Consider the following 24,114-nt stretch of genomic DNA (forward strand, 5'->3'; position numbering starts at 1 on the left):
TTTAGTTTGGTATACTCGGTCTCAGGCGGGCTCGTGCCACGCCTGAGCCAAAACACGCAGCCAGTTTTCCCGGCAAATCTTAGCAAGATCTTCATTAGCGTAGCCCGCAGATTTGAGTGCGGCAACAAGATTATTGTTGCCGCTCGCATCGCGAATTTCTGCGGGGATCGTCGCGCCATCGAAGTCGGAACCGAGCGCTACGCAATCAATGCCCATGCGCTCGACCATGTAATCGATATGCTGGACCATCAGAGACAGCGGCGTTTCGGCGTTATCGCGCGCATCCGGCCGCAGCATCGTCACGGCATAGTTGAGGCCCACCAACCCTTTGCTTTCCTTGATCGCATCCATCTGCCTGTCGGTCAGATTGCGCGCCACAGGCGTCAGCGCATGAACGTTGGAGTGGCTGGCGACCAGTGGTTGATCCGTGGTTTTGGCCACGTCCCAGAAGCCTTTTTCGGTGATATGGGCGAGATCGATGAGGATGCCGAGCTGGTTGCAGCGTTTGACCAGCTCAAAACCCGCATCCGTCAGGCCCGGCGCAGTATCCGGCGACATGGGGTAGGCAAAGGGAACGCCGTGGCCGAAGATATTGTGGCGGCTCCAAACGGGACCAAGCGAGCGCAGGCCCGCCGCATAAAACACATCCAGCGCATCCAGATCAGCGGCGATCGGTTCACATCCTTCCATGTGAAGCACGGCGGCGAAGATACCATCTGCCATCGCCTTGCGAATATCTGCCGTCGAGCGGCAGAGTTTCCAGCCGCCAGCCTGCTCCAGTCGCAGCGCGATGGCGGCCTTTTCCATCGCGATATCAAGCGACAGCTCTCGCTTCAGCGGGGCCGCAAGCGGCGTCACATAATGACCGTTGGCATCCGGTTCCTTGAGGATTAGATCCCCCGATGGAATGTAGATGGCGCAGATGCCACCTGCTAGACCGCCAGCCTTGGCGCGCGGTGCATCGATGTGGCCTTCATGCGTGCCTTCCATGAACTCTTTGACCGGATCACCCCCGGATTTGGCAGTGCGCCAGAGCCGCAGGAGCACATCATTATGACCGTCAAAAACTGGTTGCATTCAAGAATTCCCGAGCGGAAAAGTAGCGTTTTTTCTGTTTAAATCCATGGGCTTGGCAAAAGCACAATCCGCAGCCCATTGCGGCGGTATTGATCCTAGGCCTATCGATCACAGCTCCGCAAGTCAGAAATTGTGCAGGATGAAAAATTAATCAGGCCAGCCCTTCCCTTTGTCAGGAGAGCCAACTATCGCCTGTCTTCTTCAGGAGCGGCGTTTTGAAAACACCCTGCACTTTATCAGGCCATTCAGCCCCAAAACCACCAAGTGTTTCGCGCCAGCGCTCCGATTGCAGCATGGCGGCACCGACGACGACAGGTTCTATGTTCGAGGCTGAGAGAAGCGACAGGCCCGCGACAATAGAGGTGCCGCTGGAAATGACATCATCCACCAGCGCAACGCGTTTGCCTTGGAGAAGGGGCAGCATGCGCGGGTCGATATAGAGGCGTTTCTGCTGCTGCGTGGTTATAGAGGACATCGGCACGGAGAGTTCTTCGAGATACCAGAATTTTCGCGAGGTGCCGAGGGGCACATAGCGGCTGTGACCGAGATGGCGCGCCACGGCTGCGGCCAGAGTGAGACCCAGCGTCGGCAGGCCGACGACAATGTCGATATCGAAGGCCTTGAGCTTGTGTGCCAGATCCTGCGCCAAGGCTTCCAGCACCGGGAAGGACGCCTGATTGATGATCAGCGATGCAAGCGCATGCTCCCCGTCAGACAATTGGCGGATCGGCAGCTGCAATTGCCTGCCATCATCGAGCGTCGCGGGAAAGAAAAGGGAATGCGGACCATCCGTCTTGAAACTGCCGGGCGCGTGGAGGTCCTGCCAGAATTCGTGCGGTTTCATGACAATGTCCTTCAGTATTTTGGGTTGATGCAAAAGTTTCTATTAATTTTCAGGGGCTTCTGCACTAGAAAAGATCTCTGTTTCGACATCTCAAGGATAGACCTCCCATGAAACCGCATGACCGGATTGCGAAAGACCTGCCGTTTCTGACCGCGTTCCGGCAGGACCTGCACGCCCACCCGGAACTGGGCTTCGAAGAGGTGCGCACCAGCGCGCTGGTGGCCGCGCAGCTGGAAGAGGCAGGCATTGCGGTGCATCGCGGTCTGGGCGTGACCGGTGTCGTCGGCACGCTTCAGCTTGGCAATGGCACCCGCACCATCGGCCTTCGTGCCGATATGGATGCGCTCGCCATGCCTGAAATCGCGGAGCGGCCCTATCAATCGACCATAGCAGGCAAAATGCACGCCTGCGGCCATGATGGCCACACCACCATGCTGCTGGGGGCGGCGCGCCATCTGGCGGCAACGCGCAATTTTTCCGGCACCGTGCATTTCATCTTCCAGCCTGCCGAAGAAGGGCGCGGCGGCGCACGGAAGATGGTGGAAGACGGGTTGTTTGACCTTTTCCCCTGCGATGCCGTCTATGGGCTGCACAATATGCCGGGGCTTGACGTGGACGAGATGGCCGTAGTCGAGGGACCGCAACTGGCGTCTTCCGATAGCTGGCGGGTGACCTTAAAGGGTGTGGGGACGCACGGCGCCAAGCCGCATCTGGGCCGCGACCCGATCACGGCGGCGGGCAGTTTTCTGGCAGCGCTGCAAAGCATCGTCGGGCGCGTGGTCGATCCGCTGCAACCGGCTGTCGTCAGCGCCTGTTCGGTGCAGGCGGGTGACCCGAAAGCGCTCAATGTCATTCCTGATATCGTGGAAATCGGCGGCACGGCGCGGGCCTATTCGGCGCATGTTCGGGACCAGTTGGAAGAGGAAATCGGGCGGCTGGCCAAGGGAACGGCTGCGATGTTCGGCATCGAGGCCGCCTACGATTTCATCCGCCGCATACCGCCTGTTATCAATGATGCGGATGCCACGCAGCGTGCCTTGAAGGCTGCACGGCATGTGTTTGGCGAAAAGGCACGAACCGCCTTTCCACCCTCGACTGCCGGTGATGATTTCTCGTTCTTCGCAGGCCAGGCACCCGGCTGCTATGTGTGGCTCGGCAACGGCCCCGCCGTGGATGGCGCGCTGCACCACAACACGTCCTATGATTTCAACGATGATGCGATTGCCTCTGGCGTGGCCTTCTGGACGACGCTGGTGGAGCAGGAACTGGCTGGGGCGTGAGCGCACCCTACACTCTCAGCCGATAATCTCCAGCACCGGCGTCTCCATAACACTGCCCGCGACCACATCGGCAATGCCCATATCAGTCTGGTGCGGGCCGATGTTGCAGGCAAGCGTGGCGCCGAAACAGGCTTTGAACACCAGATAGGGTGGCTGCCACTCCACGATATCGCCCACCGCATCCCGCACGGCCTCGAAACCGGCGGCGACATCGGCCAGCGGCGCATCCGAGACGAGGCCTGAGAGCGGCAGCGGCAGCAAGGCCGTGACCTTGCCGCCAGATGCGACCGCCATGCCGCCCCCCGCCTTGATGACGGCATTGGCGGCAACAGTCATATCCTCTGCATTGCCGCCGAAGACAGTGAGATTGTGGCTGTCATGGGCGACGGTGGTGGCGAAGGCACCCTGCCATTGGCCCCAGCCGGTCAGGAAACCGGTTTTTGTGATGGGTTCCGCCTTGCCGTGGCGGTGGGTAACGGCGATCATCGTCGTACCTTCAGGTGGCACCACGAAACCGTTCTCCACATCGGCATCCACAGTGCCCCATTGCGTGAAGCGTGGCTTGTCGATGGCCGCAAGCCGAACTCTCCGGCCCTGTGACGGGACCTTGAAATCACTAACCGAGCGGCGGGGCAGCTTCATCGAGTCTATTAATGGAGCAGCGTCCATCTGGGGCATTTCAACCAGCATCCTGCCAGTTTCGGCAACAGGCGTTCCACTGGCCAGCACATGACGGGCTTTGAACTCCGTGAGATCGTCAAACACCACGATATCGGCACGGCGACCGGCAGCGATGAGGCCGAGGTCAATGCGATGCAGGCGCATGGCCGCATTCAGCGTGGCAGCACGCAGCGCCCATTCCGGCTTCAGTCCGTATCTGACCAGACGACGCACGACATCGTCCAGACCGCCATGCCGTGCGAGATCATCCGGGAAAACATCATCCGTGCAGAGCGTGAGGGTTTGCGGCAGGTGGCCGAGCGTGTTCAGTGCTTCCACAAATTCCGGCAGAAGATGATCATGGGAACCGCGTAGCTCGATGGTCAGACCGGCGCGCAGCTTGGCAATGAGATCGGCAGCCGAGGTCAGCTCATGATCGGATGTAATGCCTGCCGCCATGAAGGCGTTGAGATCAGCCCCCTCAAGACCACGCGCATGGCCGCAGATCATCTTGTCGGAAAACAGGCCTTCCTGAAGAATGGCGCTCATGCGCGGGTCACGCTCGATAACGCCGCGCATATTCATGACTTCGGCAACGCCGCCCACCTCCGGCCAGAACAGCATTTCCGCCATGGCAGAGGCGTCGAAATCCCCATTCGCACGTTCCAGCCCCGGCGCAGAAGGCACGCAGGATGGGGCAAGGATGATGGCGCGAAGGGGCAGGCCCTTCATGGCGCGGCTTGCCCAGAAAACACCATCGATGCCGTGGACATTGCCGAATTCGTGCGGGTCCCAGACGATGGTCGTCACACCACGCGCAACAACAGCCTGCGCATAGGCCGCAGGGGTCACCATCGAGCTTTCGACATGCATATGCGTATCGATCAAACCCGGCGAGACGAAACCACCTGTAGCATCGAGAACATGTCCCGCATCTGTCCGTGTTCCGGTCTCATGAACACTTGATATCAGCGGGCCCACAAGGCCGATATCGGCCCGGCGCAATTCGCCCGTTACCATATCCACCAGAGTGCCGCCGCTGATCAGGATATCGAATGGCTGATCGCCCCTGGCTGCGGCAACGGCGCGGCTGCGCAGGGCATCATCAATCATGCCATCGCGATCGACAATGATGGTCTTGTCTCTCATCGGCTGGCCTCCAGATGCAGGGCATCGAGAATGATGGTTTTGGCACGGAAAGCATCGACCGTTGCGGCAAAATGCGCGTTGAAGCTCTTTGAATGAGCGGCGCGAATTTCCACCACAGTCCGCCCCCGGGTCAACCCGCCATTCAGCTCGACGTCGATGCGGGCCGGTTTCCAGCCGATGCTGTCTTCAGCAACCATGGCAACAGCCGCACAAGGGTCGTAAAGCGCCATTTCTGTCCGTCCACGATCAATGGCAATGGCGATGAAGCCTGCCAGCATATCGGCAATCAGCCCGGCATTCTTACCGCCGGCGGCGCGAAGCGGCGCGACATCGGAGATGCGGGCGGTGACCTTGCGGCACAAATCCAGATCCACCATGCGCAATGGCAGACCGTGAGCAAGGACAATGGCAAGCGCTTCGGGATCCGCAAAGGCGTTGAACTCGGCAGAGGCGGTGTGGTTTCCCGATGTGACACCGCCACCCATCCAGGTCAGCTCGGTGATGCGGGCGGCAAGATCAGGTCTTGCAACGCAGAGGGCGGCAAGATTGGTGAGAGGCCCCAGAGCAAGAATGCGCTTGGCGCCTTCGCCATCCGACAACCAGTTGCAGAGCGCCGCAAAGGCATCGCTGTGTGGCAGAGCTTCTGCCTTGGGCAAGCTTGCGCCGACTGTGGGGATGCCGGTATCGCCAAGAACGGATTGGGCCGTTTCCAGCTTTCCAAGCACCGGCTTTTCGCGGCCTGTATGAATGGGAAAATCCCAGCCGAAGGCGCGGGCAGCACCGGCTGCATTGCGACGAACCTGCGCAAGCGGCGCATTGCCGAACACCAGCGAGAGGCCATCAATCTCAAGGCCGTTTGATGTCGCTACGAGGATGGCGGCGATATCATCAAACCCCAGATCGCTATCAATCCAGATACCCATGATCAGCTAACCACCTTGAGGCTTGCCGCCTTTTCGACCGGCAGATCGAAGGCAAGTGGCGAGCCGATATCACGCATTGCCAAGGCGGCGTCGACTTCGGCCTTGATGGGGCCAAGCGGCGTATCCAGCAGATATTCGCGGCTGTTGCCCGCAAAGGACGTGCCGCGCACGGTTGCCTCGAAAGGTCCTGAACCAAGGGTCACCATGCGCGGCCTCCAGGCAAGTCCCGCCGTACTCGGGACCTGACCGGAAAGGGTGATGCTTCCGTTATCAGTCTTGAGCAAACCACCCTCTAGACGAAAGATGTTTTCGAAGCCGACGAAGTCAGCCACGAAGGATGAGACCGGTGCGTTGTAAATCTCTTCCGGCGTGCCGATCTGCTCAATGGCACCGCTCTTCATCACCACGATGCGGTCTGCCAGCGCCAGCGCCTCGACCTGATCATGGGTGACGAAAATCATGGTGACACCGGTGGCCTTCTGCACCCGCTGAAGCTCGGTGCGCATTTCCAGCCGCAGCCGTGCATCGAGGTTCGACAGTGGCTCATCCAGCAACAGCACTTTCGGGTCCATGACCATGGAGCGGGCCAGCGCCACGCGCTGCTGCTGACCGCCGGACAGTTCCGCTGGTTTGCGGGAGGCGAAACTGGAAAGGCCAACCGACTTGAGGCCAGACGCGACTTTATCATCCAGCGCAGAGCCCTTCATGCCCTTCAGTTTCAGGCCGAAGGCGACATTCTCATAGACAGTGAGATGCGGAAACAGTGCGTAGGACTGGAACACCAGACCCACCGCCCGCTTGTTGGCAGATACGCGGGTGATATCGGCACCATCAAGATCAATGCGACCATCCGCCACCGGCATCAGCCCGGCAATGGCGCGCATGGTCGTTGTCTTGCCGCAGCCGGAGGGGCCGAGCAGCGCCAGAAGTTCACCCTTGCGGATATCGAGGTTGAGATCCTTGACGGCAACGGAATTGCCATAGGCGAGCGACAGGTTCTGCAGCGAGAGGTATTTTGCATCAGACATAACGGGAGAACCCCAGAAAACGTTCGGCCATGAAAACAATGCCGATGGACAGGAAGGCGAGCAGCGAAGAGAGCGCCGCAACGGATGGGTCGAACACGATTTCCATGTAGCCCAGCATATCGATGGGCAGCGTGCGCACGCCGGGACCGGAGAGGAACAGCGAGACCGGCACCTGATTGAAGCTGGTGACGAAACCCAGAATGAAGGCCGAGAGAATGCCGCCTCTGATATTGGGCAGCACCACCCGGAAAAACGCCCCTATGCGCGACGAGCCGAGCAGCACGGCGGCTTCCTCGATATCAGAGCGCAGATTGGTAAGGCTGGCCGACACCACACGCACCGCATAGGGCAGGATCAGCGCCGTGTGGGCCAGAAACAGCGCAAGCGTTATGCCGATGCCAAAGGGAACGACGAAGTAGCGCAGCAGCGCTAGGCCCACGATGATGCCGGGAACGATGATGGGAGCGGAAACGATGGTGCGAATGGTTTCCGAAAACGGCAGCTTGTAGCGCGACATGGCGTAGGCAGCGGGAATGCCGAGGATCAGCGCTGCAAATGTGCCGCCGAGCGCCAGAAACATTGACATGGCAAAGCTGTCGCGAAAGCTCTCGACCGTGAAGACCTTGGCGATCCATTTCAGCGAAAAGCCCTGCGGCGGGAAGGCCAGCGTATCGCCAGCCGAAAACGAGGCGGCGACGATGATGAGAAACGGGCCAATCAGAAAGCCGATGACCAGCGCCAGCGTCAGCGGAATGAAGAGGTTCCGGGTCATGTCTTGTTCCTTGCCGTTGCGATGCGCTTGAGCAGGATGTTGGCGGCAAAGCTCATGACGATCAGGATGAAGGCGATGACGCTGGCCGCAACGAAATTGTTGGAGACCGTGACCTGCTGATAAAGCAGGGTTTCCAGCATCAGCACCTTGGAGCCGCCCAGAATGGCGGGGGTGATATAGGCCGTCAGCGAACCGGTGAAGACCAGCGTTCCACCCACGACAAGACCTTCCTTGGTCAGGGGCAGAATGACCTTCCAGAACACCTGCAACCAGTTGGCACCCAGCACGCGGGATGCTGCGATGACGTCTTTCGGCATATTTTCCAGCGCGCTGATCAGCGAGATAATCATGAGCGGCAGAAAGAGTTGCAGAAGGCCGATGAAGACGGCCGTTTCCGAAAACAGGATGCGGATGGGCGCGTCGGTCAGCCCCACCAGCTTCAAAAGCTCATTGACCATGCCGGTGCGACCGAGGATCACGATCCACGCATAGGTGCGGGCGACGGGCGAGATCATCAACGGCAGAATGACCAGATTGATCATGTGGCCTTTGGAACTGGCCGGCAGGTTGACGATGGCAAAGGCCGCCGCATAACCGATGATGGCCGAGACAACGGTGACGATGGCACCGAGCTTCAGCGTGCGCAGGAACACGGCGCGGTTCAGCGGATCGGCAAAGAAATCCGCGTAAGCCTGAAAGGTCCAGCCATCCGAGGTGCGAAACCCTTCCGACAGAAGAATGAACACAGGCACAAGAAACACCGCCGCCGCAAAGATCGCGGCGGGCAAGGCAAGCGCCAAGGCCTCAGCCCGGTTTTGAAACATCCACTTTATCCTTTGACCGGCATATCAGCCGTTCCAAACCATCAACTTCGTCATGCTCGGGGCCCGGATTAAATCCGGGGATGTCCCGGGCATCTACCCACGTCGCAACGGCCTCGACGTGGTTAGATCCTCGGGACAAGCCCGAGGATGACGTTGGAGCAAGAAAGCGACGTCGCGGCTCAGAGCCATCAGCGTAACTTTTTACTGACCCACCTTCGCGTTCCACTCCGACAACCACTTGTCGCGGTTATCAAGCGTCACCGCAGATGGCATAAGCTGGAGGCTCTTGGCGGTTTCTTCGCCATAGGTGATGTTGTTGGCGATCTCGTCGGAGACCTTCACTTCCTTGTTGGTCGGGCTATCGACCAGCTTTTCTGCCAGCGCCTTCTGCACATCCGTGGACAGCCAGAAATCCATGAATTGCAGCGCCAGATCTTCGTTTTTGCCGTTCTTCGGCACAACTAGAACGTTCATGCCGCCCGTCTGGCCTTCTTTGGGCGTGGCCCATGCCAGGGGCAGGTCAAGCTTGGTGAAAGGCGCCCAGGAGAAACGACCGATGGGTGCCGCCCAGATTTCTTCCTGCTGCATGAGCTGCACCAGCTGCGAAGACTTGACGTAGAAGGTGACGATCTCGTCCTTCTTTTCACCCAGCGCTTCGATGGCGCCGGAGAGGTCAGGCGTGTCCTTGCCGATGGCCTTGCCCAGCATGTAAAGCGCGGGCGGGCCCTGGTTGGTGGTGACATTCGGGAAGGCTACGTGATCGACCACGCCGTCCTTCAACAGATCGGCCCAGCTTTCCACCTTCATCTTGTCGGTGCGGTAAACGATGGATGTGGCGTAGAAGTTGACGCCGACGCTCATGCCATCGCCATTCGGGTCCTTGGCAATGTCGTAGAGCTTTTCGACATTCGGCACTTTTGACGTATCGATCTTCTGGATCAGCTCCTTGCGGGTGGCGGACAGTGCATCGGCCATGGAAACGATGGCGAGATCGATAACCGGGCTTGCCTTGTTGGCTTCCATCTTGGCCAGACGCTCGACGCTGTTGCCGGTTTCCACCACCAGCTTGCAGCCGCATTTGGCTTCGAACGGCGCGTAGACCAGTTCCTTGAATTCGTCCTGCGCAAAGGCATAGACGGAAATGGTCAGCGTTTTGTCCTGCGCGTGTGCCGCGCCCATGGACAGCATCAGGGCTGTGCCGGATGCCAGAATGATCTTCTTCATGATGTGAGTTCTCCTGCTGTCGAGGTTCTGTTTTCTGCCTGCTTCTTATGATTGGGTCCGCTGGAGCCGCGTATGATGAGCTCCATGGCCACTTTCGATGTGTCGGCGACGACGCCTCCCGAAACCGGGCGGTCTTCGGTCTCGATGCTGCGCACCAGCGCCGTAATGGCAATATCCGCCACCCGCGCCATATCCATGCGAACCGTGGTGAGGGCGGGCGTCACAACCGGTGCCCAGATGAGATCATCAAAGCCGGTGACGCTGGCCTGTTCCGGCACAGTCACACCATTGCGCTGCAATTCGGTGAGGACACGCAGGGCATGAAGATCGGAAACGGCGGCAAAGGCGGTGAAGCCCTGCGCCACCTTTTCAGCAACACCCAAAGGGCACCCTGCCCCATCATGTTTTTCCAGAGATGCAATCCATATTGTTTCCGTGACCGCAGCGCTGCCAAGGCCGGATCGGATGCCGCCAATGCGGTCATTCTGAACGTTGGAGTCAGGACTATTGCCGATGAGGACCACACGGTCATGGCCGAGAGCGGCAAGGTGACGACCGACCTGAAAGCCGCCATCCCAATGGTCAGCCGACACCGTGTTGCCGGGGGTGGAGGGTGAATCGATAACCGCCACCGGGCAATCAACATTGCCGATGCGCGTTCCGCGACGCGGCACGACGACCATGCCTTCCACGCCGCGCTCGATCAGGCGATTGATTGCTTCTGTCTGCTTGGCCACGTCGCCATGGGAATCTGCGATCAGCACGCCATAACCGGCATCATCAGCGGCTTTTTCGATGGCCTGGGCAATCTGCGGGAAAAGCGGATTGGCAATGTCAGGCAACACCAGACCCAGCACGCCGCTTCTGCCCGTGCGAAGCGCCCGTCCGGCAATGCCCGGCACATAACCCAGCTCATGGGCCTTGGCCCGGATTTTGTCAGAAAGCTCTGCGGACACGCGCCCCTTGCCGGAGAGCGCATTGGACACGGTCGCTGACGACACGCCCAGTGCCGAAGCGATTGCCGCCAGATTTGCGCCTGCACGACCAGAGGTCATGGCGTGTCCATTCGAGTGATTAAACGTTTAATCAGGGTAAGGCGGATGACCGGTTTTGTCGAGTCATCGTCAGGTGCTTTTTTGTGCGAAAGCTCTAAGTGCCGAAAACAAGGGCGAAATTATCGCTTGGCCTCATCGCGGAAGGCCTCGACCTGCGCAAGCAGCCACTGCCTGAACAGCACGACAGGCACATTGTTGATGCGCGACAGCGGCGCGACCGCGTAATAGGAGCTGGGGCTTTTGACCTGATGATCGAAAGCCGGAACGAGCTGTCCTGCCTTCAGTTCGAGATCGATGAGAAACAGCGGCATGAGGGCTACGCCCAGCCCGGCAATGCAGGCCTGCGCCACGCTGGAAAATTGCTCAAACCGCATGGCCGGGGCATTTTGCGCGCCAAGCCCCAGACTTTGAAACCAGTGGTCCCACGCGCCGGGCCGGGATGCCATATGCAGCAATGGCAGGGTGGAGATATCCTGCGCACTCGCAATGGGGTGCTGCGCCAGAAAGGCCGGGCTGCACACCGGCGCCACCATCTCATCCATCAGAAACGTGCTTTCAGCCGCGGGCCAATCCGGCTGGCCGATATGGATGGCCATATCGAGGCTTTCCTTTTCGAAATCGAACTGGCCGATGCGGGTGGCAAAATTCAGTGTGATTTCCGGGTGCGCCGCCACGAAATCTGGAATGCGCGGCAAAAGCCAGCGCGTGCCAAATGTCGGCAGCATGGCAAGGTTGAGCGTGTTGCCATGCGTTTTCGTCATAATCTGCAGGGATGCGGAGCGAATATCGCTGAGCGCCATGCCAATGACCTTGGCATAGGTCTGACCTTCCACAGTCAGGGAAACGCCACGCGCGCCACGCTCGAAAAGCCGAACACCAAGCTGCTCCTCCAGTGACATAACCTGTCTGCTGATGGCCCCTTGCGTCAGCGAAAGCTCGTCTGCGGCCAGCGAAAAACTGCCGAGCCTTGCGACGGAATCAAAGGCGGCAAGCGCACTGGTGGACGGCAGAAGTTTGCGGCTGAGCGAGGTCATGGCGCATTCCTAACTGTAATAGCAAAATGAGTAAACATGGCTTGCCGCAATGGCCGCAAATGCCAATAATTACCCCAGCAATTGTGGAGATTTATCGTGAGCGAACGCGCATCATTCAATTGGCAGGACCCATTTCTGCTGGAAGACCAACTCACCGACGACGAGCGGATGATCCGCGATACGGCAGCCGCCTTTGCAAAGTCGGAGCTTTTGCCGCGCATCAACGAGGCCTATCTTTCCGAAACCTCCGAACCCGAGCTTTTCCGCCTGATGGGACAGACCGGCCTTCTGGGCGTCACGCTTCCTGAAAAATACGGCGCTGCCGAAGCCAGCTACGTGGCCTATGGGCTTGTGGCGCGCGAAGTCGAGCGCATCGACAGCGGCTACCGCTCGATGATGAGCGTGCAGTCCTCGCTCGTCATCTACCCGATCTTTGCCTATGGCTCGGAAGAGCAGAAGGACAAGTATCTGCCGGGTCTCGTATCTGGCGAGCTGATCGGCTGCTTCGGCCTGACGGAGCCGGATGCCGGTTCTGACCCGAACGGTATGAAGACCCGCGCCGAAAAGATTGCCGGTGGATACCGCCTGCGTGGCTCGAAGATGTGGATTTCCAACTCGCCCATTGCCGATGTTTTCGTCGTCTGGGCGAAGTCCGAAGCGCATGACAACGAGATCCGTGGCTTCGTGCTTGAAAAGGGCATGAAGGGCCTGTCTGCCCCCAAGATCGGCGGCAAGCTGTCGCTGCGCGCATCCATAACAGGCGAAATCGTTATGGACGGCGTGGAAGTGGGCGAAGACGCGCTGCTGCCTGGCGTTTCCGGCCTCAAGGGTCCGTTTGGTTGCCTCAACCGTGCGCGCTACGGCATTTCCTGGGGTGTGCTGGGTGCGGCCGAAGACTGCTGGTTCCGCGCCCACCAATATGGCATGGACCGCAAGCAGTTCGGCAAGCCGCTGGCCGGTATGCAGCTTTACCAGAAGAAGCTGGCCGACATGCAGACGGAAATCACCCTCGGCCTTCAGGCCTCCCTGCGCGTCGGCCGTCTGTTCGATGACCACAAGATGGCACCGGAGATGATTTCCATCGTCAAGCGCAACAATTGCGGAAAGGCGCTGGATATCGCCCGGCAGGCCCGCGACATGCACGGCGGCAACGGTATCCAGATCGAATACCACGTCATGCGCCACGCGCAGAACCTGGAGACGGTGAACACCTATGAAGGCACCCATGACGTGCACGCGCTGATCCTGGGTCGCGCACAGACCGGCATTCAGGCGTTCTTCTAAGATCACACGCTCAAGCAACCGGCGGCACTCTGCCGCCGGTTTTTGCTGCAATGCGAAATAAATAATACTTTTTAATCCGGCTGACGGTTGAAACCGCCGCTATACGAATTATTATAGAGATGTCATCATCGTCTCTGGCAATCCATTTGCCATATCCGGTTTCGCTGCCTTCGATTGTTCCACCATGGAAAACATGTCATGCAGCACCGGTAAATTCCGAGACCGCATATTAAACGAAGGCACCGGCACACCTGCCGGTCGGTCAAGTTACGAAGGTATTTCGAATGCACAGCTATCCCGATATCAAGCTTCTCATCAACGGCGAATGGCGCGATGCGCTCTCGGGCAAGACCATTGCCGTTTCCGATCCTGCAACAGACGAAATCATCGGCGCTATCGCCCATGCTGAAAAGGCCGATCTGGATCTGGCGCTCGACGCTGCCGAAAAGGGTTTCAAGGTCTGGCGCGAAACATCTGCCTATGACCGTTCCAAGATCATGCGCAAGGCAGCTGACCTTCTGCGTGAGCGCAAGGACACGATTGCCTGGCTGATGACCCGCGAACAGGGCAAGCCTATTGCGCAATCCGGCATGGAAGTCATGGGCGCTGCCGACACGATCGACTGGTTTGCCGAAGAAGCCCGCCGCACCTACGGTCAGGTCATCCCTGCCCGCGCAACCGGCGTTTCGCAGCTTGCCATCAAGGTGCCTGTCGGCCCAGTGGCCGCCTTCACGCCTTGGAACTTCCCGATCAACCAGATCGTGCGCAAGCTTTCCGCGGCACTCGCCGCTGGCTGCTCCATCATCGTCAAGGCACCGGAAGAAACACCTGCCTCACCGGCAGAACTCATCCGCGCCTTTGTGGATGCAGGCGTTCCAGCAGGCGTCATCAACCTGGTTTACGGCGTACCAGCTGAAATTTCCGAATACCTGATCCCGCATCCGGTCATCCGCAAGATTTCCTTCACTGGCTCCACACCCATCGGCAAGCACCTTGCAGCACTCGCTGGCAAGCACATGAAGCGCGCCACGATGGAACTGGGCGGCCACGCGCCTGTCATGATTTTCGATGATGCAAACATCGAAAAGGCCGTCGAAATCATGGCCATGTCGAAGTTCCGCAATGCCGGTCAGGTCTGCGTTGCGCCGACACGCTTCCTCGTACAGGAAGGCGTTGCCAGCCAGTTCATGGATGGCTTCGTGAAAGCTGCTGAAGCCATCAAGGTCGGCAACGGTCTGGAAGACGGCGTCACCATGGGCCCTCTCGCCAATGAGCGCCGCATTCCAGCGATGGAAGCCCTCATTCAGGATGCCATCACCCATGGCGCAGAACTGAAGACCGGCGGCAAGCGCATTGGTAACAAGGGTAACTTCTTCGAGCCAACCGTGCTGGCCAACGTGCCGACATCTGCCAAGATCATGAATGACGAGCCTTTTGGCCCCGTTGCCATCGTCAACACTTTCAAGTCCTTCGATGACGCGATCTCGGAAGCGAACCGCCTGCCATTCGGCCTAGCCTCCTTCGCCTTCACCGGCTCGGTCAAGACAGCACACGAACTTGGCCGTCAGGTCGAAGCTGGCATGCTGACCATCAACCACAACGGCCTTGCCCTGCCAGAAGTGCCCTTCGGCGGCATCAAGGATTCGGGCTACGGCACGGAAGGCGGCTCGGAAGCCGTCGGTGCGTATCTCGAAACGCGCTTCGTCAGCCAGATGAACTAATCATCAAAAGAAAAGCCCGGTGGAAACGCCGGGCTTTTTGCTTATAAAACCGTCATGCTCGGGCTTGTCCCGAGCATCTAACGAATCCCAACATCAAACGTGGTTAGATCCTCGGGACAAGCCCTGACATGACGTCAGTATGGGGGTTGGTTCGTGTATCTCGGCGGCACTCAAGCCTTTTCAGACGGGAAAATCTTGGCGCGGCGGATAACGATGTGGCCGTGGTCGCCCGCTTCGACATTCGTCTCGGGCGGAACATCGAATTCCAAGAGATCGCCTTCCATGGTGGACGCGATCACGCGGCGGTCGCCTGCGCGGTCCAGTACGCGGGTGACTTGCGCTGGAATGCCACCATGCAGATCTTCCCATTCCAGATCATTCGGCCGGGCAAAAATCTCCACCGGGCCATCGGCCTGTCCATAGGCGAAGGGTACCTCGGCTGAACCGACGAAAACCTTGCCCGAACGCGCGGTGCCCTGAATGCGGTTCGCATCTCCCAGAAACCGCATGACGAAGGACGAGTTCGGCTGTCGGCAGACATCCTTCGGTGTGCCTTGCTGGACGATTTGACCCTGATTGAGAATGACGACACGGTCTGCGAGATCGAGCGCTTCTTCCTGATCATGGGTGACGAAAATGGTGGTGATGCCGAGTTCGGTGTGAATTTCACGAAGCCAGCGGCGCAGATCGCGGCGCACATTCGCGTCCAGCGCGCCGAAGGGTTCGTCCAAAAGCAGCACCTTGGGGTCAACGGACAAGGCGCGGGCAAGCGCCACGCGCTGTCGCTGGCCACCGGAAATCTGGGCCGGGAACCGTTCACCCAAACCATCGAGCTTCACCAGCGCAAGCAATTCATCGACCCTGATGTCTATAGCCGCCTTGTCGCGCTTCACCTTCGACACTTTCATGCCGAAGGCGATATTCTCATGCAGCGTCATATGCGGGAAAAGCGCGTAATGCTGGAACACGAAGCCGACGCCACGGTCCCGCACCGGGATGTTGGTGGCATCCTCGTCACCGAAATAGATCTGGCCACCATCGGTATATTCCAGCCCGGCCACCATGCGCAGGATCGTGGTCTTGCCGGAGCCGGATGGCCCCAAAAGCGCCAGAAGCTCGCCGCTTTCAATATCCAGCGACACGTCCCGCACGGCCTTAAATGTATCGAAGGTCTTCACTACATTTTCGAGGCGGATTTTCATGACAGTGTCTCCGTAACGGCAGCGGATTTCTTGGCGCCACGCCCTGCCCCGCGCTTTTCCAGCGCGACCTTGGCGATGATGGTGACGACAGCCAAGGCTGCGAGAATGGATGCCGAGGCGAAAGCACCTGCGGCCTGATAATCGTGGTAGAGCAATTCGATATGCAGCGGCAGCGTGTTGGTCTGGCCGCGAATATTGCCCGAGACGACGGATACGGCACCGAATTCACCCATGACACGGGCGTTGCAAAGCACGACGCCATAAAGCAGCGCCCATTTGATATTCGGCAAGGTTACCGACCAGAAGGTGCGCCAGCCGGAAGCGCCAAGCGAGGTAGCTGCCTCCTCTAGATCACGCCCCTGCGCCTGCATCAGCGGGATCAACTCGCGCGCCACGAAGGGCGCGGTGACGAACATCGAGGCGATGACGATGCCCGGCAGGGCAAACAGGATCTTCATGTCATAGGCGGCAAGCAGCGGTCCAAGCAGACCCTGCAGGCCATAGACAAAGAGATAGGCCACGCCCGCCACAATGGGCGAGACCGAAAAGGGGATTTCGATGAGAACCAGCAGCAGACGCCGCCCCCTGAAATCGAATTTGGTGATGGACCACGCGGCGGCAACGCCAAAGGCAGTGTTGATCGGCACCGCAATCAGCGCGGTGATGACCGTCAGCATGATGGCGTGGCGCGTATCGGGATGGCTGATGGTCGCCGAATAGGTTTTCCAGCCTTGGGAAAAGGCCTCGACGCCGATGATGATCAACGGCGCGACGAAGAGGAAGGCTCCGGTGATGAGCACAAAGGCGATCAGCCCACGGCGTACCCAGGGGGCATCACCCACACGCGGCGGCTTGCGATGGTTGGAATGGGCGCTCATCTCCTCAACTCCTCACCGTGTAACGCAAGGCGCGCGTCTGAAGATAATTGGTGACGGCAAGCATGACGAAGGCGGTGATCAGCAGCACGGAAGCAATGGCGGCAGCGGCCTGATAGTCATATTCCTCCAACCGGATGAAGACGAGAAGGGCTGTAATTTCCGTCGAGAATGGCTGGTTTCCGGCAATGAAGATGATGGCCCCGAACTCCCCTAAGCTACGGGCAAAGGAGAGCGACAGGCCCGCCAGAATGGCAGGCGTCAGCAAGGGCAGAATGACCTTTCGGAAAATCGTGAAATCCGATCCGCCGAGCGATTGCGCCGCTTCTTCCAGCGCCGGATCCAGATCTTCCAGCACCGGCTGCACGGTGCGCACGATGAAGGGCAGGCTGGTAAAAGCCATGGCGATGATGATGCCAAGCGGCGTATAGGCAACCTTGATGCCCAGATGGGCAAGGGCAGCGCCGAACCAGCCATTACCAGCAAACAGCGCCGTCAGCGCAATGCCCGCCACCGCCGTTGGAAGGGCAAAGGGAAGATCGACGATCGCATCAACCAGACGCCAGCCGGGAAAACGATAGCGCGTCAAAACCCAGGCCAGCGCGAGGCCGAACACCGTGGTGAAGAGCGTGGCGGCAAGTGCGCAGAGAACCGTGACGCGGTAGCTGGCAACGGCGCGGGGAGACGAGATGATGGCCCAATATTCAGCGGGGCCGAGGCTTGCAGCCTTGAACACAAGGGCGGCCAGCGGCAGCACGACGATGATGCCGACGTAAAGCAGGGTGACGCCAAGGGATAATCGAAGCCCCGGCAATACATTGCGTCTCAAACCCATCCCCTATCATGGAAAATCGACCCGGGCGGAGGTCCGCCGGGTCGATGCTATCTCAATCCGAAACTGCTTAGCGGTTGCCGAAAAGTCCATCAAGCTCGCCGCCGGATGCGAAGTGCTCTTTCTGAATCTTGTCCCAGCCACCGAACACATCATTGACGTTGACGAGGCGAATTTCGGGGAACTCGGCTTTGAATTCACCAGCGACTTTTTCATTGTGGACACGGTGGCCAAACTGGGCCGCAACGCGCTGACCTTCCTCGGTATAGAGGAAATCCAGATAGGTCTTAGCCAGTTCACGCGAACCGCGCTTGTCGACAACCTTGTCTACCACTGCGACAGGGAATTCAGAGAGAAGGCTGACGGACGGAACCACGCTTTCAACCTTGTCCTTGCCGTATTGCTTGGCAATACCACGGGTCTCGGCCTCAAACGTGATCAACACATCGCCCACTTCGCGCTCAACAAATGTGGTGGTCGCTGCGCGGCCGCCAGTATCGAAGACGGGCGTATTGGCAAAGATCTTCTTCATGAAGTCCTGCACTTGGGCATTATCACCCTTGAACTTCTCCTTGGCGTAAGCTGTCGCTGCCAGATAGGTGTAGCGGGCATTGCCTGATGTTTTCGGGTTCGGGAAAACCAGCTTCACATCGTCCCGGACCAGATCATCCCAATCCTTGATGTTTTTGGGGTTTCCGGCGCGAACGAGGAAGGACGGGAAGGAATAGAATGGGGACGCATCATTGGGGAAGCTCTTGGCCCAATCGGCAGAGACGAAGCCCTGCTTGACCAGAAAATCAATGTCAGTGACCTGATTGAAGGTCACGACATCGGCCTCAAGGCCTTCAACGATGGCGCGGGCCTGTTTGGACGTGCCCGCATGGGACTGGTCGATGGTAACGCCCGGATGCGCCTTCACGAAGGCTTCATTTTCCGCTGCAAAAACCTCGCGGGCAACATCATAGGACGCATTGAGAAGCGTCTTCGGCTCTTGCGCTGTCGCAGATGTCGATAGAAGCGCTGTAACAGCAGCACCGATAAGCATGATCCGTTTCATGAAATTCCCCAGAGCACCAATTTGGAGAACAGGATACGGACGCAGCCTGGATGGCGCGAGGAACCAGCCACCCGATCGTCAGGTCATCCTAGAAAGTTTTACTTTCTGCACATGAATATCCGAACGGATATTGCGCTGTTATGTCAGAGACGGTGGTCGGTGAAGAGCGGTGGCTGGCTTGCGACGAAATATCGATCCAACTCGTCCTCGCGGATCTCGCCTAACGCGGCAGGACGCCACAGCGGTTTGCGGTCCTTGTCGATGAGGGCGGCGCGCACGCCCTCATCGAAATCATGGTTGCGCAAGACTTCGCAGCCCGCCACGAATTCGCGCTCAAGACATTCGACAAGACCAGAGCTTTCCCGCCCCTGCCGCAACAGGCGCAAGGTGAGCTTGAGACTGGTTGGCGACCGTGACTTGAGGGTGGTGAGCGTCTCGCGCGCGAAATCATCATCGACAGATGCCAGAGCTGCAAATATCTCCTCGACCGTGTCAAAGCCGAAGGCGGCATCGATATCCCTCTGGTGGCGGGCAACGATCCCATCGACCTTGGGCGCACTGGCGAAACGCTCGATTACAGCACCGACATCTGCCGCAGCAACGACATCGCCCAGTGCCTGCACGAGGTCGTCAAGGTGTTCGGCTGCAACATGATAGTCCGCAAGTCCCATATGGATGGCATCCGCCGCGCCGATCTCCCGGCCTGTCAGGCCAAGCCAAGTTCCCGCCTCACCCGGCGCTTGGGGAAGCAGCCATGTCGCCCCCACATCGGGGAAATAGCCAATGGCCGTTTCCGGCATGGCAAGGCGCGTACGCTCTGTGACGATGCGATATTGTCCATGGGCCGCAATACCCACGCCACCGCCCATGACGATACCATCCATCAGCGCCACATAAGGCTTGGGATATCCGGAAATCGTGTGGTTCAGCGGAAACTCTTCACGCCAGAACCGTGAGCGATCTGCCTCGCTCTCGGTTCTCGTCGCATGGATCTGGCGCACATCGCCGCCAGCGCACAGGCCACGCTCTCCCTCGCCGGACAGGATCACGCAGATAACCTCGGGATTGCGCAGGAAAGCGTCCAGCCCTGCCTTCATGCCAGAGACCATCGCTTGATTGAGGCTGTTGATCGCAGCGGGCCTGTCGAGGCGGATGAGACCCGCCGAGCCCTGCGTTGCGATAATGATGTCATCCGCCAATGGTGCTGGATGCGGCATGTCGCCTCCTCAAAACAAAGTGATGGGCGGCAGTTTGGATGCCGTGGGAACCTTACGCAAGAATATTTGTTCCGTACTCGAGGATAGGGCTCGATGCGATCAATGAAAATGCTCGTAAAACGGGAATTACAGCTTTTTGCAGTGCACCAAATTCACTTGACGCATCTGCGAATCATGGCATGTAATGGTCACGTAAAATACCGGCGCGCTTTCCCTGTCCAGCGTTGCGGCCGGCGCATGCAGGCAGCCACATACTGGCTGCTGACAGGACATTCTAACGGGAGATATAGATGCCAGTTTCAGAAATTGATTGGATCAGCAAGCGCGCCTATACGTTGTGGGAGCAAGAGGGGCGGCCGCATGGCCGGGATTCCGACCACTGGCAGCAGGCCAAAGGGGAATATGCGCTTCTTCAGAAATCGAAGGCGACAAAGCCAACGCACCGCAAGAAAGCAGACGTGAAACTTGCGCTTGCCGCCGAGGCAGCCGCAGAAGCTATTGCCGAGAAACCCAAAGCCAAAGCCCGCAAATCCGCAGCCAAGTAGCGCCCTCCCAAGCCATTCACAATCAATCTCAAGACAAAAAAAAGCCCCGCTGTGAATGATCCCGGCCATTTGAAAGGTCCGGGATCAGTTCGCAAAGCGGGGCTTTTTGTATTCTCGAAGGATCAGAATGTCAGGGCGCGGTCGCCATTTTCATCCTTGATGCGGCTTGGAAGACCGATCCTGTTCAGAATGTTGAGGAATGGCTGCGGTGGCAGCTCTTCCACATTGGCCATCTGCTTCACATCCCATTCGCCCGATGCAATCAACATCGCGGCAGCGACGGGCGGAACGCCAGCCGTGTAGGAAATGCCCTGGCTACCGACTTCATTATAGGCATCCTTGTGGTCTGCCACATTGTAGATGAAGACTTCGGTTTCCTTGCCGTCCTTGATACCCTTCACGATATCGCCAATGCAGGTCTTGCCCACATAATCAGGCGCCAGCGACGATGGATCCGGCAGCACGGCCTTCACCACCTTGAGGGGAACGACTTCCAGACCTTCGGCTGTCTTGACCGGCTTTTCAGACAGAAGGCCGAGGTTCTTCAGAACGTTGAAGACGTTGATATAGTGATCGCCAAAGCCCATCCAGAAGCGCACATCGGCACCATCCATGTTCTTGGACAGCGAATGCACTTCGTCATGGCCAGTCATATAGGCCTTCTGCTTGCCAACAACCGGCAGGTCGAATTCCTGGCCGACCTCGAACATCTGGTTGGTCTGCCACTGCTGGTTCTGCCAGGAGTAGACTACGCCCGTGAATTCGCGGAAATTGATTTCAGGATCGAAGTTGGTCGAGAACCAGCGACCATGGCTACCGGCATTGATATCGACGATATCGACGGAGGTGACCTTGTCGAAATACTCATCCTTGGCCAGACGCGCATAGGCGTTGACCACGCCCGGATCAAAGCCAACGCCCAGAATGGCGGTGATGCCCTTTTCCTTGCATTCGGCAGCGCGCTGCCATTCGTAATTTCCGTACCATGGCGGATTTTCGCAAATCTTGGTCGGATCCTCATGGATGGCCGTATCCATATAGGCAACACCTGTGTCCATGCAGGCACGAAGAACGGACATGTTGACGAAAGCCGAACCGACATTGATGACGATCTGAACACCAGTCTTCACAATCAAGGCTTTCGTGGCCTCGATATCCATAGCGTCAAGCGCATGGGCCTCAATCTTTACATCGGTTTTGAGGCTCTTCTTTTCGCGTACGGACTCGACAATCTTGCGGCACTTTTCCTGTGTGCGTGACGCAATATGAATGTCTCCCAATACATCGCTGTTCTGGGCGCACTTATGCGCCACGACCTGTGCTACGCCACCGGCGCCGATGATGAGAACGTTCTTCTTCATTTCAGGTGATGCCCCCTTTTCCCCGCAGGGATTGTGTTGGAGTGATTAAGACAGGCTTTGCTCGAAATCGGCAAAGTCGAATTCACGGACGGTCGTGATGGTGCCGTCCAGTTCCTTGATGGCAATCGTCGGCATTTTCACGCCGTTGAACCAGTTTTTCTTGACCATGGTGTAACCGGCCGTGTCCTGGAATGAGACGCGGTCGCCAACCTTCAGCTCATGTTCGAAGCGAAACTCGCCGAATACATCACCCGCAAGGCAGGACTTGCCGCACACCATGACAGAGTGATCGCCTTCATTGGGCAAAACCTTGGCGTTTTCGCGGTAGATCAGCAAATCCAGCAAATGGGCTTCAATCGAACTATCGACGATGGCGAGGTTCTTGCCGTTGTACAACGTATCGAGAACCGTGACTTCCAGCGTCGTGCTCTTGGTGATTGAAGCCTCGCCGGGCTCCAGAAACACCTGGACGCCGAACTTTTCCGAGAATTCCTTCAAACGATCGCAGAAGCGGTCGATGGGGTAGTTTTCGCCCGTGAAGTGAATGCCGCCGCCAAGACTGACCCATTCAACACGTGCCAGCAGCGAGCCGAATTTTTCCTCGATCTGCCCCAGCATCTGGTCAAACAGGTCGAAGTCACCGTTTTCGCAATTGTTGTGGATCATGAAGCCGGAAATGCGGTCCATAACCTTTTCGACCTTCGACACATCCCACTCGCCCAGACGGCTGAACGGACGAGCCGGATCGGCGATATCGAAGGTGGACGAGGATACCTGTGGGTTCAGGCGCAGGCCGCGTGTGATGCCGGATGCTTTGTCGGCAAAACGCTCCAGCTGGCTGATGGAGTTGAAGATGATCTTGTCGGCATTGGCAACGACGTCATCGATCTCGTAATCGGCATAGGCCACGCTATAGGCATGGGTTTCGCCACCAAATTTCTCACGGCCCAGACGCACCTCATAAAGAGACGACGACGTGGTGCCATCCATATATTGCGACATGAAATCGAACACCGACCACGTTGCGAAGCACTTCAGCGCCAACAAAGCCTTCGCGCCGGATTTTTCGCGCACATAAGCAATCTTCTCCATGTTCTTGAGGAGCTTTGCCTTGTCGATCAGGTAATAGGGTGTTTGCAGCATTTCTCGGTCACATCATTGTCGTGGATAGGAAATCATGTCGTCTTGTGTGGGGCCTTATATGATGCTTGTGACAGGAAAACAAACCCGCGCAAAAGATTCTGCAATCGCTGCGTTTTTTAAACGCACATGCCCGCTGGCGGAACAAAAACCGCTCCGCTACGTTTGAGGACCAAGTGTGAGCCGTAAGCACGGCGTTTTGACTTAATTTCAGCAAAGGAAACATCATGGCGACGGTTCGCGACGTAGAAGACAACATCAACGAAGCCCGCGTAGATGCGGATGCAGCAGAAGTTTCTGCGCAGCTTGCTCAGCTTCGCGAAGATCTGGCCAACCTGGCTGGCAGCGTTAAGGCACTGGGCGCTGGCGTATCGCATGAAGTCAAGGCTCGCGCCTCGCGTGCTGCAGATGACGCAATGGCTGCTGGCGAAGAAACTGTCGCGACTGTTCGCAACGAAATTCAGTCCATCAATGACAACCTGACCTATCAGGTTCAGAAGAACCCGCTTCAGTCGCTCGGCATTGCGGTTGCAGCGGGCTTCCTGATCGCCCTCGTTACCCGTCGTTAAGGCGAGCAGATGCTTCAATCGCTTCTGCTTTATCTTGGCGACACGCAGCGGGAAGGCCAGATGGTAACACGCCGCATCAAGTCCACAATCCTGTTGTGGACATTGGCGAGCGTTTTCTTCCTGATTGCCTTCGTCGCGGCCTTTGTGGGCGGTGCGATCTACCTTGCAGATGAAATCGGTGCTGGCCCTGCCGCACTCGTCATTGCAGGTGGCGCATTCCTTCTTGGCGTCTTTATGCTGGTTGCTCTTGCCATTAAGCGCAGACCACGCGTCTACGCTGCAGCACCTGTGATGCCACTTGCCGCTGCGCCGCTTGCGGCGCAATCACTGGCAGGCAGTGCGCTCGCCGCAAGACCGTTCGTAACGCTGCTGACGGCAATTGCGGTCGGTTACGTGGCGACACGAACGACGATCCTGAAGAAGAAATAAGACCATTCAATC

Annotated in this window: 23 protein-coding genes; 6 read left to right on the forward strand and 17 right to left on the reverse strand. The window is 58.2% G+C overall.

The features are described from left to right. Nucleotides 1-21 precede the first annotated feature (21 nt). Nucleotides 22-1,077 (reverse strand): dipeptidase, encoded by a 1,056-nt coding sequence (locus RQI55_RS19155; RefSeq protein WP_243255028.1) that lies wholly within the window; start codon nucleotides 1,075-1,077, stop codon nucleotides 22-24. 172 nt (nucleotides 1,078-1,249) lie between these two features. Beyond that, nucleotides 1,250-1,921: a phosphoribosyltransferase gene (locus tag RQI55_RS19160; protein ID WP_243255027.1), complete on the reverse strand. Its 672-nt coding sequence runs from the start codon at nucleotides 1,919-1,921 to the stop codon at nucleotides 1,250-1,252. Between the two features lie 107 nt (nucleotides 1,922-2,028). Here RQI55_RS19160 and RQI55_RS19165 point away from each other — a divergent pair, with 107 nt between their 5' ends. Next, complete coding sequence (locus RQI55_RS19165; protein WP_243255026.1) at nucleotides 2,029-3,201, forward strand: M20 aminoacylase family protein; 1,173 nt, start codon at nucleotides 2,029-2,031, stop codon at nucleotides 3,199-3,201. A gap of 15 nt (nucleotides 3,202-3,216) precedes the next feature. Here the strand turns inward: RQI55_RS19165 and RQI55_RS19170 are convergent, their stop codons facing one another. The 8 genes from RQI55_RS19170 to RQI55_RS19205 all read right to left on the reverse strand — a co-directional run bounded on the left by RQI55_RS19170 (nucleotide 3,217) and on the right by RQI55_RS19205 (nucleotide 11,870). Then, nucleotides 3,217-5,010, reverse strand: a complete 1,794-nt coding sequence (locus tag RQI55_RS19170; RefSeq protein ID WP_311273265.1) for an adenine deaminase — start codon at nucleotides 5,008-5,010, stop codon at nucleotides 3,217-3,219. Continuing rightward, entirely contained in the window at nucleotides 5,007-5,933 is a 927-nt protein-coding gene (locus RQI55_RS19175; protein ID WP_311273266.1) for a nucleoside hydrolase, read from the reverse strand. Before RQI55_RS19175 ends, RQI55_RS19170 begins: the two co-directional genes overlap by 4 nt. Before the next feature lie 2 nt (nucleotides 5,934-5,935). Continuing rightward, on the reverse strand, nucleotides 5,936-6,961 hold the full coding sequence (locus RQI55_RS19180) for an ABC transporter ATP-binding protein (protein ID WP_311273267.1): 1,026 nt from the start codon (nucleotides 6,959-6,961) through the stop codon (nucleotides 5,936-5,938). Continuing rightward, complete coding sequence (locus tag RQI55_RS19185) at nucleotides 6,954-7,733, reverse strand: ABC transporter permease (protein WP_192068089.1); 780 nt, start codon at nucleotides 7,731-7,733, stop codon at nucleotides 6,954-6,956. The genes RQI55_RS19180 and RQI55_RS19185 overlap by 8 nt, the downstream gene beginning before the upstream one ends. Continuing rightward, entirely contained in the window at nucleotides 7,730-8,557 is an 828-nt protein-coding gene (locus tag RQI55_RS19190; protein WP_243255022.1) for an ABC transporter permease, read from the reverse strand. The genes RQI55_RS19185 and RQI55_RS19190 overlap by 4 nt, the downstream gene beginning before the upstream one ends. 201 nt (nucleotides 8,558-8,758) lie before the next feature. Beyond that, complete coding sequence (locus tag RQI55_RS19195) at nucleotides 8,759-9,781, reverse strand: ABC transporter substrate-binding protein (RefSeq protein ID WP_243255021.1); 1,023 nt, start codon at nucleotides 9,779-9,781, stop codon at nucleotides 8,759-8,761. Beyond that, nucleotides 9,778-10,836, reverse strand: a complete 1,059-nt coding sequence (locus RQI55_RS19200; RefSeq protein WP_243255020.1) for a LacI family DNA-binding transcriptional regulator — start codon at nucleotides 10,834-10,836, stop codon at nucleotides 9,778-9,780. Before RQI55_RS19200 ends, RQI55_RS19195 begins: the two co-directional genes overlap by 4 nt. Before the next feature lie 119 nt (nucleotides 10,837-10,955). Further along, complete coding sequence (locus tag RQI55_RS19205) at nucleotides 10,956-11,870, reverse strand: LysR family transcriptional regulator (protein ID WP_243255019.1); 915 nt, start codon at nucleotides 11,868-11,870, stop codon at nucleotides 10,956-10,958. Nucleotides 11,871-11,966: 96 nt separating this feature from the next. Here RQI55_RS19205 and RQI55_RS19210 point away from each other — a divergent pair, with 96 nt between their 5' ends. Both RQI55_RS19210 and RQI55_RS19215 read left to right on the forward strand, forming a co-directional pair. Beyond that, complete coding sequence (locus RQI55_RS19210) at nucleotides 11,967-13,154, forward strand: acyl-CoA dehydrogenase (RefSeq protein WP_042617698.1); 1,188 nt, start codon at nucleotides 11,967-11,969, stop codon at nucleotides 13,152-13,154. A gap of 284 nt (nucleotides 13,155-13,438) precedes the next feature. After that, a complete protein-coding gene (locus RQI55_RS19215; RefSeq protein ID WP_192068080.1) occupies nucleotides 13,439-14,875 on the forward strand; it encodes an NAD-dependent succinate-semialdehyde dehydrogenase in 1,437 nt (478 codons plus the stop codon). A 170-nt stretch (nucleotides 14,876-15,045) separates the two neighbouring features. Here the strand turns inward: RQI55_RS19215 and RQI55_RS19220 are convergent, their stop codons facing one another. From RQI55_RS19220 to RQI55_RS19240, 5 genes are all read right to left on the reverse strand, one after another. Continuing rightward, nucleotides 15,046-16,077, reverse strand: coding sequence for a sulfate/molybdate ABC transporter ATP-binding protein (locus RQI55_RS19220; RefSeq protein WP_243255017.1), 1,032 nt, complete (start codon nucleotides 16,075-16,077; stop codon nucleotides 15,046-15,048). Further along, a complete protein-coding gene (gene cysW, locus RQI55_RS19225) occupies nucleotides 16,074-16,955 on the reverse strand; it encodes a sulfate ABC transporter permease subunit CysW (protein WP_243255016.1) in 882 nt (293 codons plus the stop codon). The genes RQI55_RS19220 and cysW overlap by 4 nt, the downstream gene beginning before the upstream one ends. Nucleotides 16,956-16,959: 4 nt before the next feature. After that, a complete protein-coding gene (gene cysT, locus RQI55_RS19230; RefSeq protein WP_243255015.1) occupies nucleotides 16,960-17,787 on the reverse strand; it encodes a sulfate ABC transporter permease subunit CysT in 828 nt (275 codons plus the stop codon). Nucleotides 17,788-17,854: 67 nt separating this feature from the next. Continuing rightward, the gene (gene cysP / locus RQI55_RS19235; protein ID WP_311273268.1) at nucleotides 17,855-18,841 is read right to left on the reverse strand and encodes a thiosulfate ABC transporter substrate-binding protein CysP; all 987 of its coding nucleotides are present in this window, start codon (nucleotides 18,839-18,841) and stop codon (nucleotides 17,855-17,857) included. Between the two features lie 143 nt (nucleotides 18,842-18,984). Further along, nucleotides 18,985-20,058 carry an enoyl-CoA hydratase/isomerase family protein gene (locus RQI55_RS19240; protein ID WP_243255013.1) on the reverse strand — a complete coding sequence of 358 codons (1,074 nt, stop codon included), beginning with the start codon at nucleotides 20,056-20,058 and terminating at the stop codon, nucleotides 18,985-18,987. 290 nt (nucleotides 20,059-20,348) lie between these two features. Here RQI55_RS19240 and RQI55_RS19245 point away from each other — a divergent pair, with 290 nt between their 5' ends. Next, the gene (locus RQI55_RS19245) at nucleotides 20,349-20,603 is read left to right on the forward strand and encodes a DUF2934 domain-containing protein (RefSeq protein ID WP_042617704.1); all 255 of its coding nucleotides are present in this window, start codon (nucleotides 20,349-20,351) and stop codon (nucleotides 20,601-20,603) included. Between the two features lie 122 nt (nucleotides 20,604-20,725). Here RQI55_RS19245 and RQI55_RS19250 read toward each other — a convergent pair whose 3' ends face one another. Then, nucleotides 20,726-21,964: a saccharopine dehydrogenase family protein gene (locus tag RQI55_RS19250; protein ID WP_192068071.1), complete on the reverse strand. Its 1,239-nt coding sequence runs from the start codon at nucleotides 21,962-21,964 to the stop codon at nucleotides 20,726-20,728. 45 nt (nucleotides 21,965-22,009) lie between these two features. After that, on the reverse strand, nucleotides 22,010-23,107 hold the full coding sequence (nspC, locus tag RQI55_RS19255) for a carboxynorspermidine decarboxylase (protein ID WP_243255012.1): 1,098 nt from the start codon (nucleotides 23,105-23,107) through the stop codon (nucleotides 22,010-22,012). A gap of 224 nt (nucleotides 23,108-23,331) precedes the next feature. On the opposite strand from nspC, the gene RQI55_RS19260 reads away from it, so the two are divergent. After that, nucleotides 23,332-23,673 carry a DUF883 family protein gene (locus RQI55_RS19260; RefSeq protein WP_042617707.1) on the forward strand — a complete coding sequence of 114 codons (342 nt, stop codon included), beginning with the start codon at nucleotides 23,332-23,334 and terminating at the stop codon, nucleotides 23,671-23,673. 9 nt (nucleotides 23,674-23,682) lie between these two features. Next, entirely contained in the window at nucleotides 23,683-24,102 is a 420-nt protein-coding gene (locus RQI55_RS19265) for a hypothetical protein (RefSeq protein WP_243255011.1), read from the forward strand. Nucleotides 24,103-24,114: the final 12 nt, after the last annotated feature.

It is taken from the genome of Rhizobium sp. WCS2018Hpa-16 (genome assembly GCF_031843705.1).
In the GTDB taxonomy this organism is placed as follows: domain Bacteria; phylum Pseudomonadota; class Alphaproteobacteria; order Rhizobiales; family Rhizobiaceae; genus Agrobacterium; species Agrobacterium tumefaciens_C.

Excerpts from the sequence above, each read along its gene's own strand:
- RQI55_RS19215 (WP_192068080.1), top strand. The coding sequence starts at position 13,439 with ATGCACAGCTATCCCGATATCAAGCTTCTCATCAACGGCGAATGGCGC.
- RQI55_RS19165 (WP_243255026.1), top strand. The coding sequence starts at position 2,029 with ATGAAACCGCATGACCGGATTGCGAAAGACCTGCCGTTTCTGACCGCG.
- RQI55_RS19170 (WP_311273265.1), bottom strand. The coding sequence starts at position 5,010 with ATGAGAGACAAGACCATCATTGTCGATCGCGATGGCATGATTGATGAT.
- cysW (WP_243255016.1), bottom strand. The coding sequence starts at position 16,955 with ATGAGCGCCCATTCCAACCATCGCAAGCCGCCGCGTGTGGGTGATGCC.
- RQI55_RS19185 (WP_192068089.1), bottom strand. The coding sequence starts at position 7,733 with ATGACCCGGAACCTCTTCATTCCGCTGACGCTGGCGCTGGTCATCGGC.
- RQI55_RS19260 (WP_042617707.1), top strand. The coding sequence starts at position 23,332 with ATGGCGACGGTTCGCGACGTAGAAGACAACATCAACGAAGCCCGCGTA.
- RQI55_RS19160 (WP_243255027.1), bottom strand. The coding sequence starts at position 1,921 with ATGAAACCGCACGAATTCTGGCAGGACCTCCACGCGCCCGGCAGTTTC.
- RQI55_RS19245 (WP_042617704.1), top strand. The coding sequence starts at position 20,349 with ATGCCAGTTTCAGAAATTGATTGGATCAGCAAGCGCGCCTATACGTTG.
- RQI55_RS19190 (WP_243255022.1), bottom strand. The coding sequence starts at position 8,557 with ATGTTTCAAAACCGGGCTGAGGCCTTGGCGCTTGCCTTGCCCGCCGCG.
- RQI55_RS19200 (WP_243255020.1), bottom strand. The coding sequence starts at position 10,836 with ATGACCTCTGGTCGTGCAGGCGCAAATCTGGCGGCAATCGCTTCGGCA.
- RQI55_RS19180 (WP_311273267.1), bottom strand. The coding sequence starts at position 6,961 with ATGTCTGATGCAAAATACCTCTCGCTGCAGAACCTGTCGCTCGCCTAT.
- RQI55_RS19155 (WP_243255028.1), bottom strand. The coding sequence starts at position 1,077 with ATGCAACCAGTTTTTGACGGTCATAATGATGTGCTCCTGCGGCTCTGG.
- RQI55_RS19240 (WP_243255013.1), bottom strand. The coding sequence starts at position 20,058 with ATGCCGCATCCAGCACCATTGGCGGATGACATCATTATCGCAACGCAG.
- cysP (WP_311273268.1), bottom strand. The coding sequence starts at position 18,841 with ATGAAACGGATCATGCTTATCGGTGCTGCTGTTACAGCGCTTCTATCG.
- RQI55_RS19195 (WP_243255021.1), bottom strand. The coding sequence starts at position 9,781 with ATGAAGAAGATCATTCTGGCATCCGGCACAGCCCTGATGCTGTCCATG.
- RQI55_RS19175 (WP_311273266.1), bottom strand. The coding sequence starts at position 5,933 with ATGGGTATCTGGATTGATAGCGATCTGGGGTTTGATGATATCGCCGCC.
- RQI55_RS19205 (WP_243255019.1), bottom strand. The coding sequence starts at position 11,870 with ATGACCTCGCTCAGCCGCAAACTTCTGCCGTCCACCAGTGCGCTTGCC.
- RQI55_RS19220 (WP_243255017.1), bottom strand. The coding sequence starts at position 16,077 with ATGAAAATCCGCCTCGAAAATGTAGTGAAGACCTTCGATACATTTAAG.
- cysT (WP_243255015.1), bottom strand. The coding sequence starts at position 17,787 with ATGGGTTTGAGACGCAATGTATTGCCGGGGCTTCGATTATCCCTTGGC.
- RQI55_RS19250 (WP_192068071.1), bottom strand. The coding sequence starts at position 21,964 with ATGAAGAAGAACGTTCTCATCATCGGCGCCGGTGGCGTAGCACAGGTC.
- RQI55_RS19265 (WP_243255011.1), top strand. The coding sequence starts at position 23,683 with ATGCTTCAATCGCTTCTGCTTTATCTTGGCGACACGCAGCGGGAAGGC.
- nspC (WP_243255012.1), bottom strand. The coding sequence starts at position 23,107 with ATGCTGCAAACACCCTATTACCTGATCGACAAGGCAAAGCTCCTCAAG.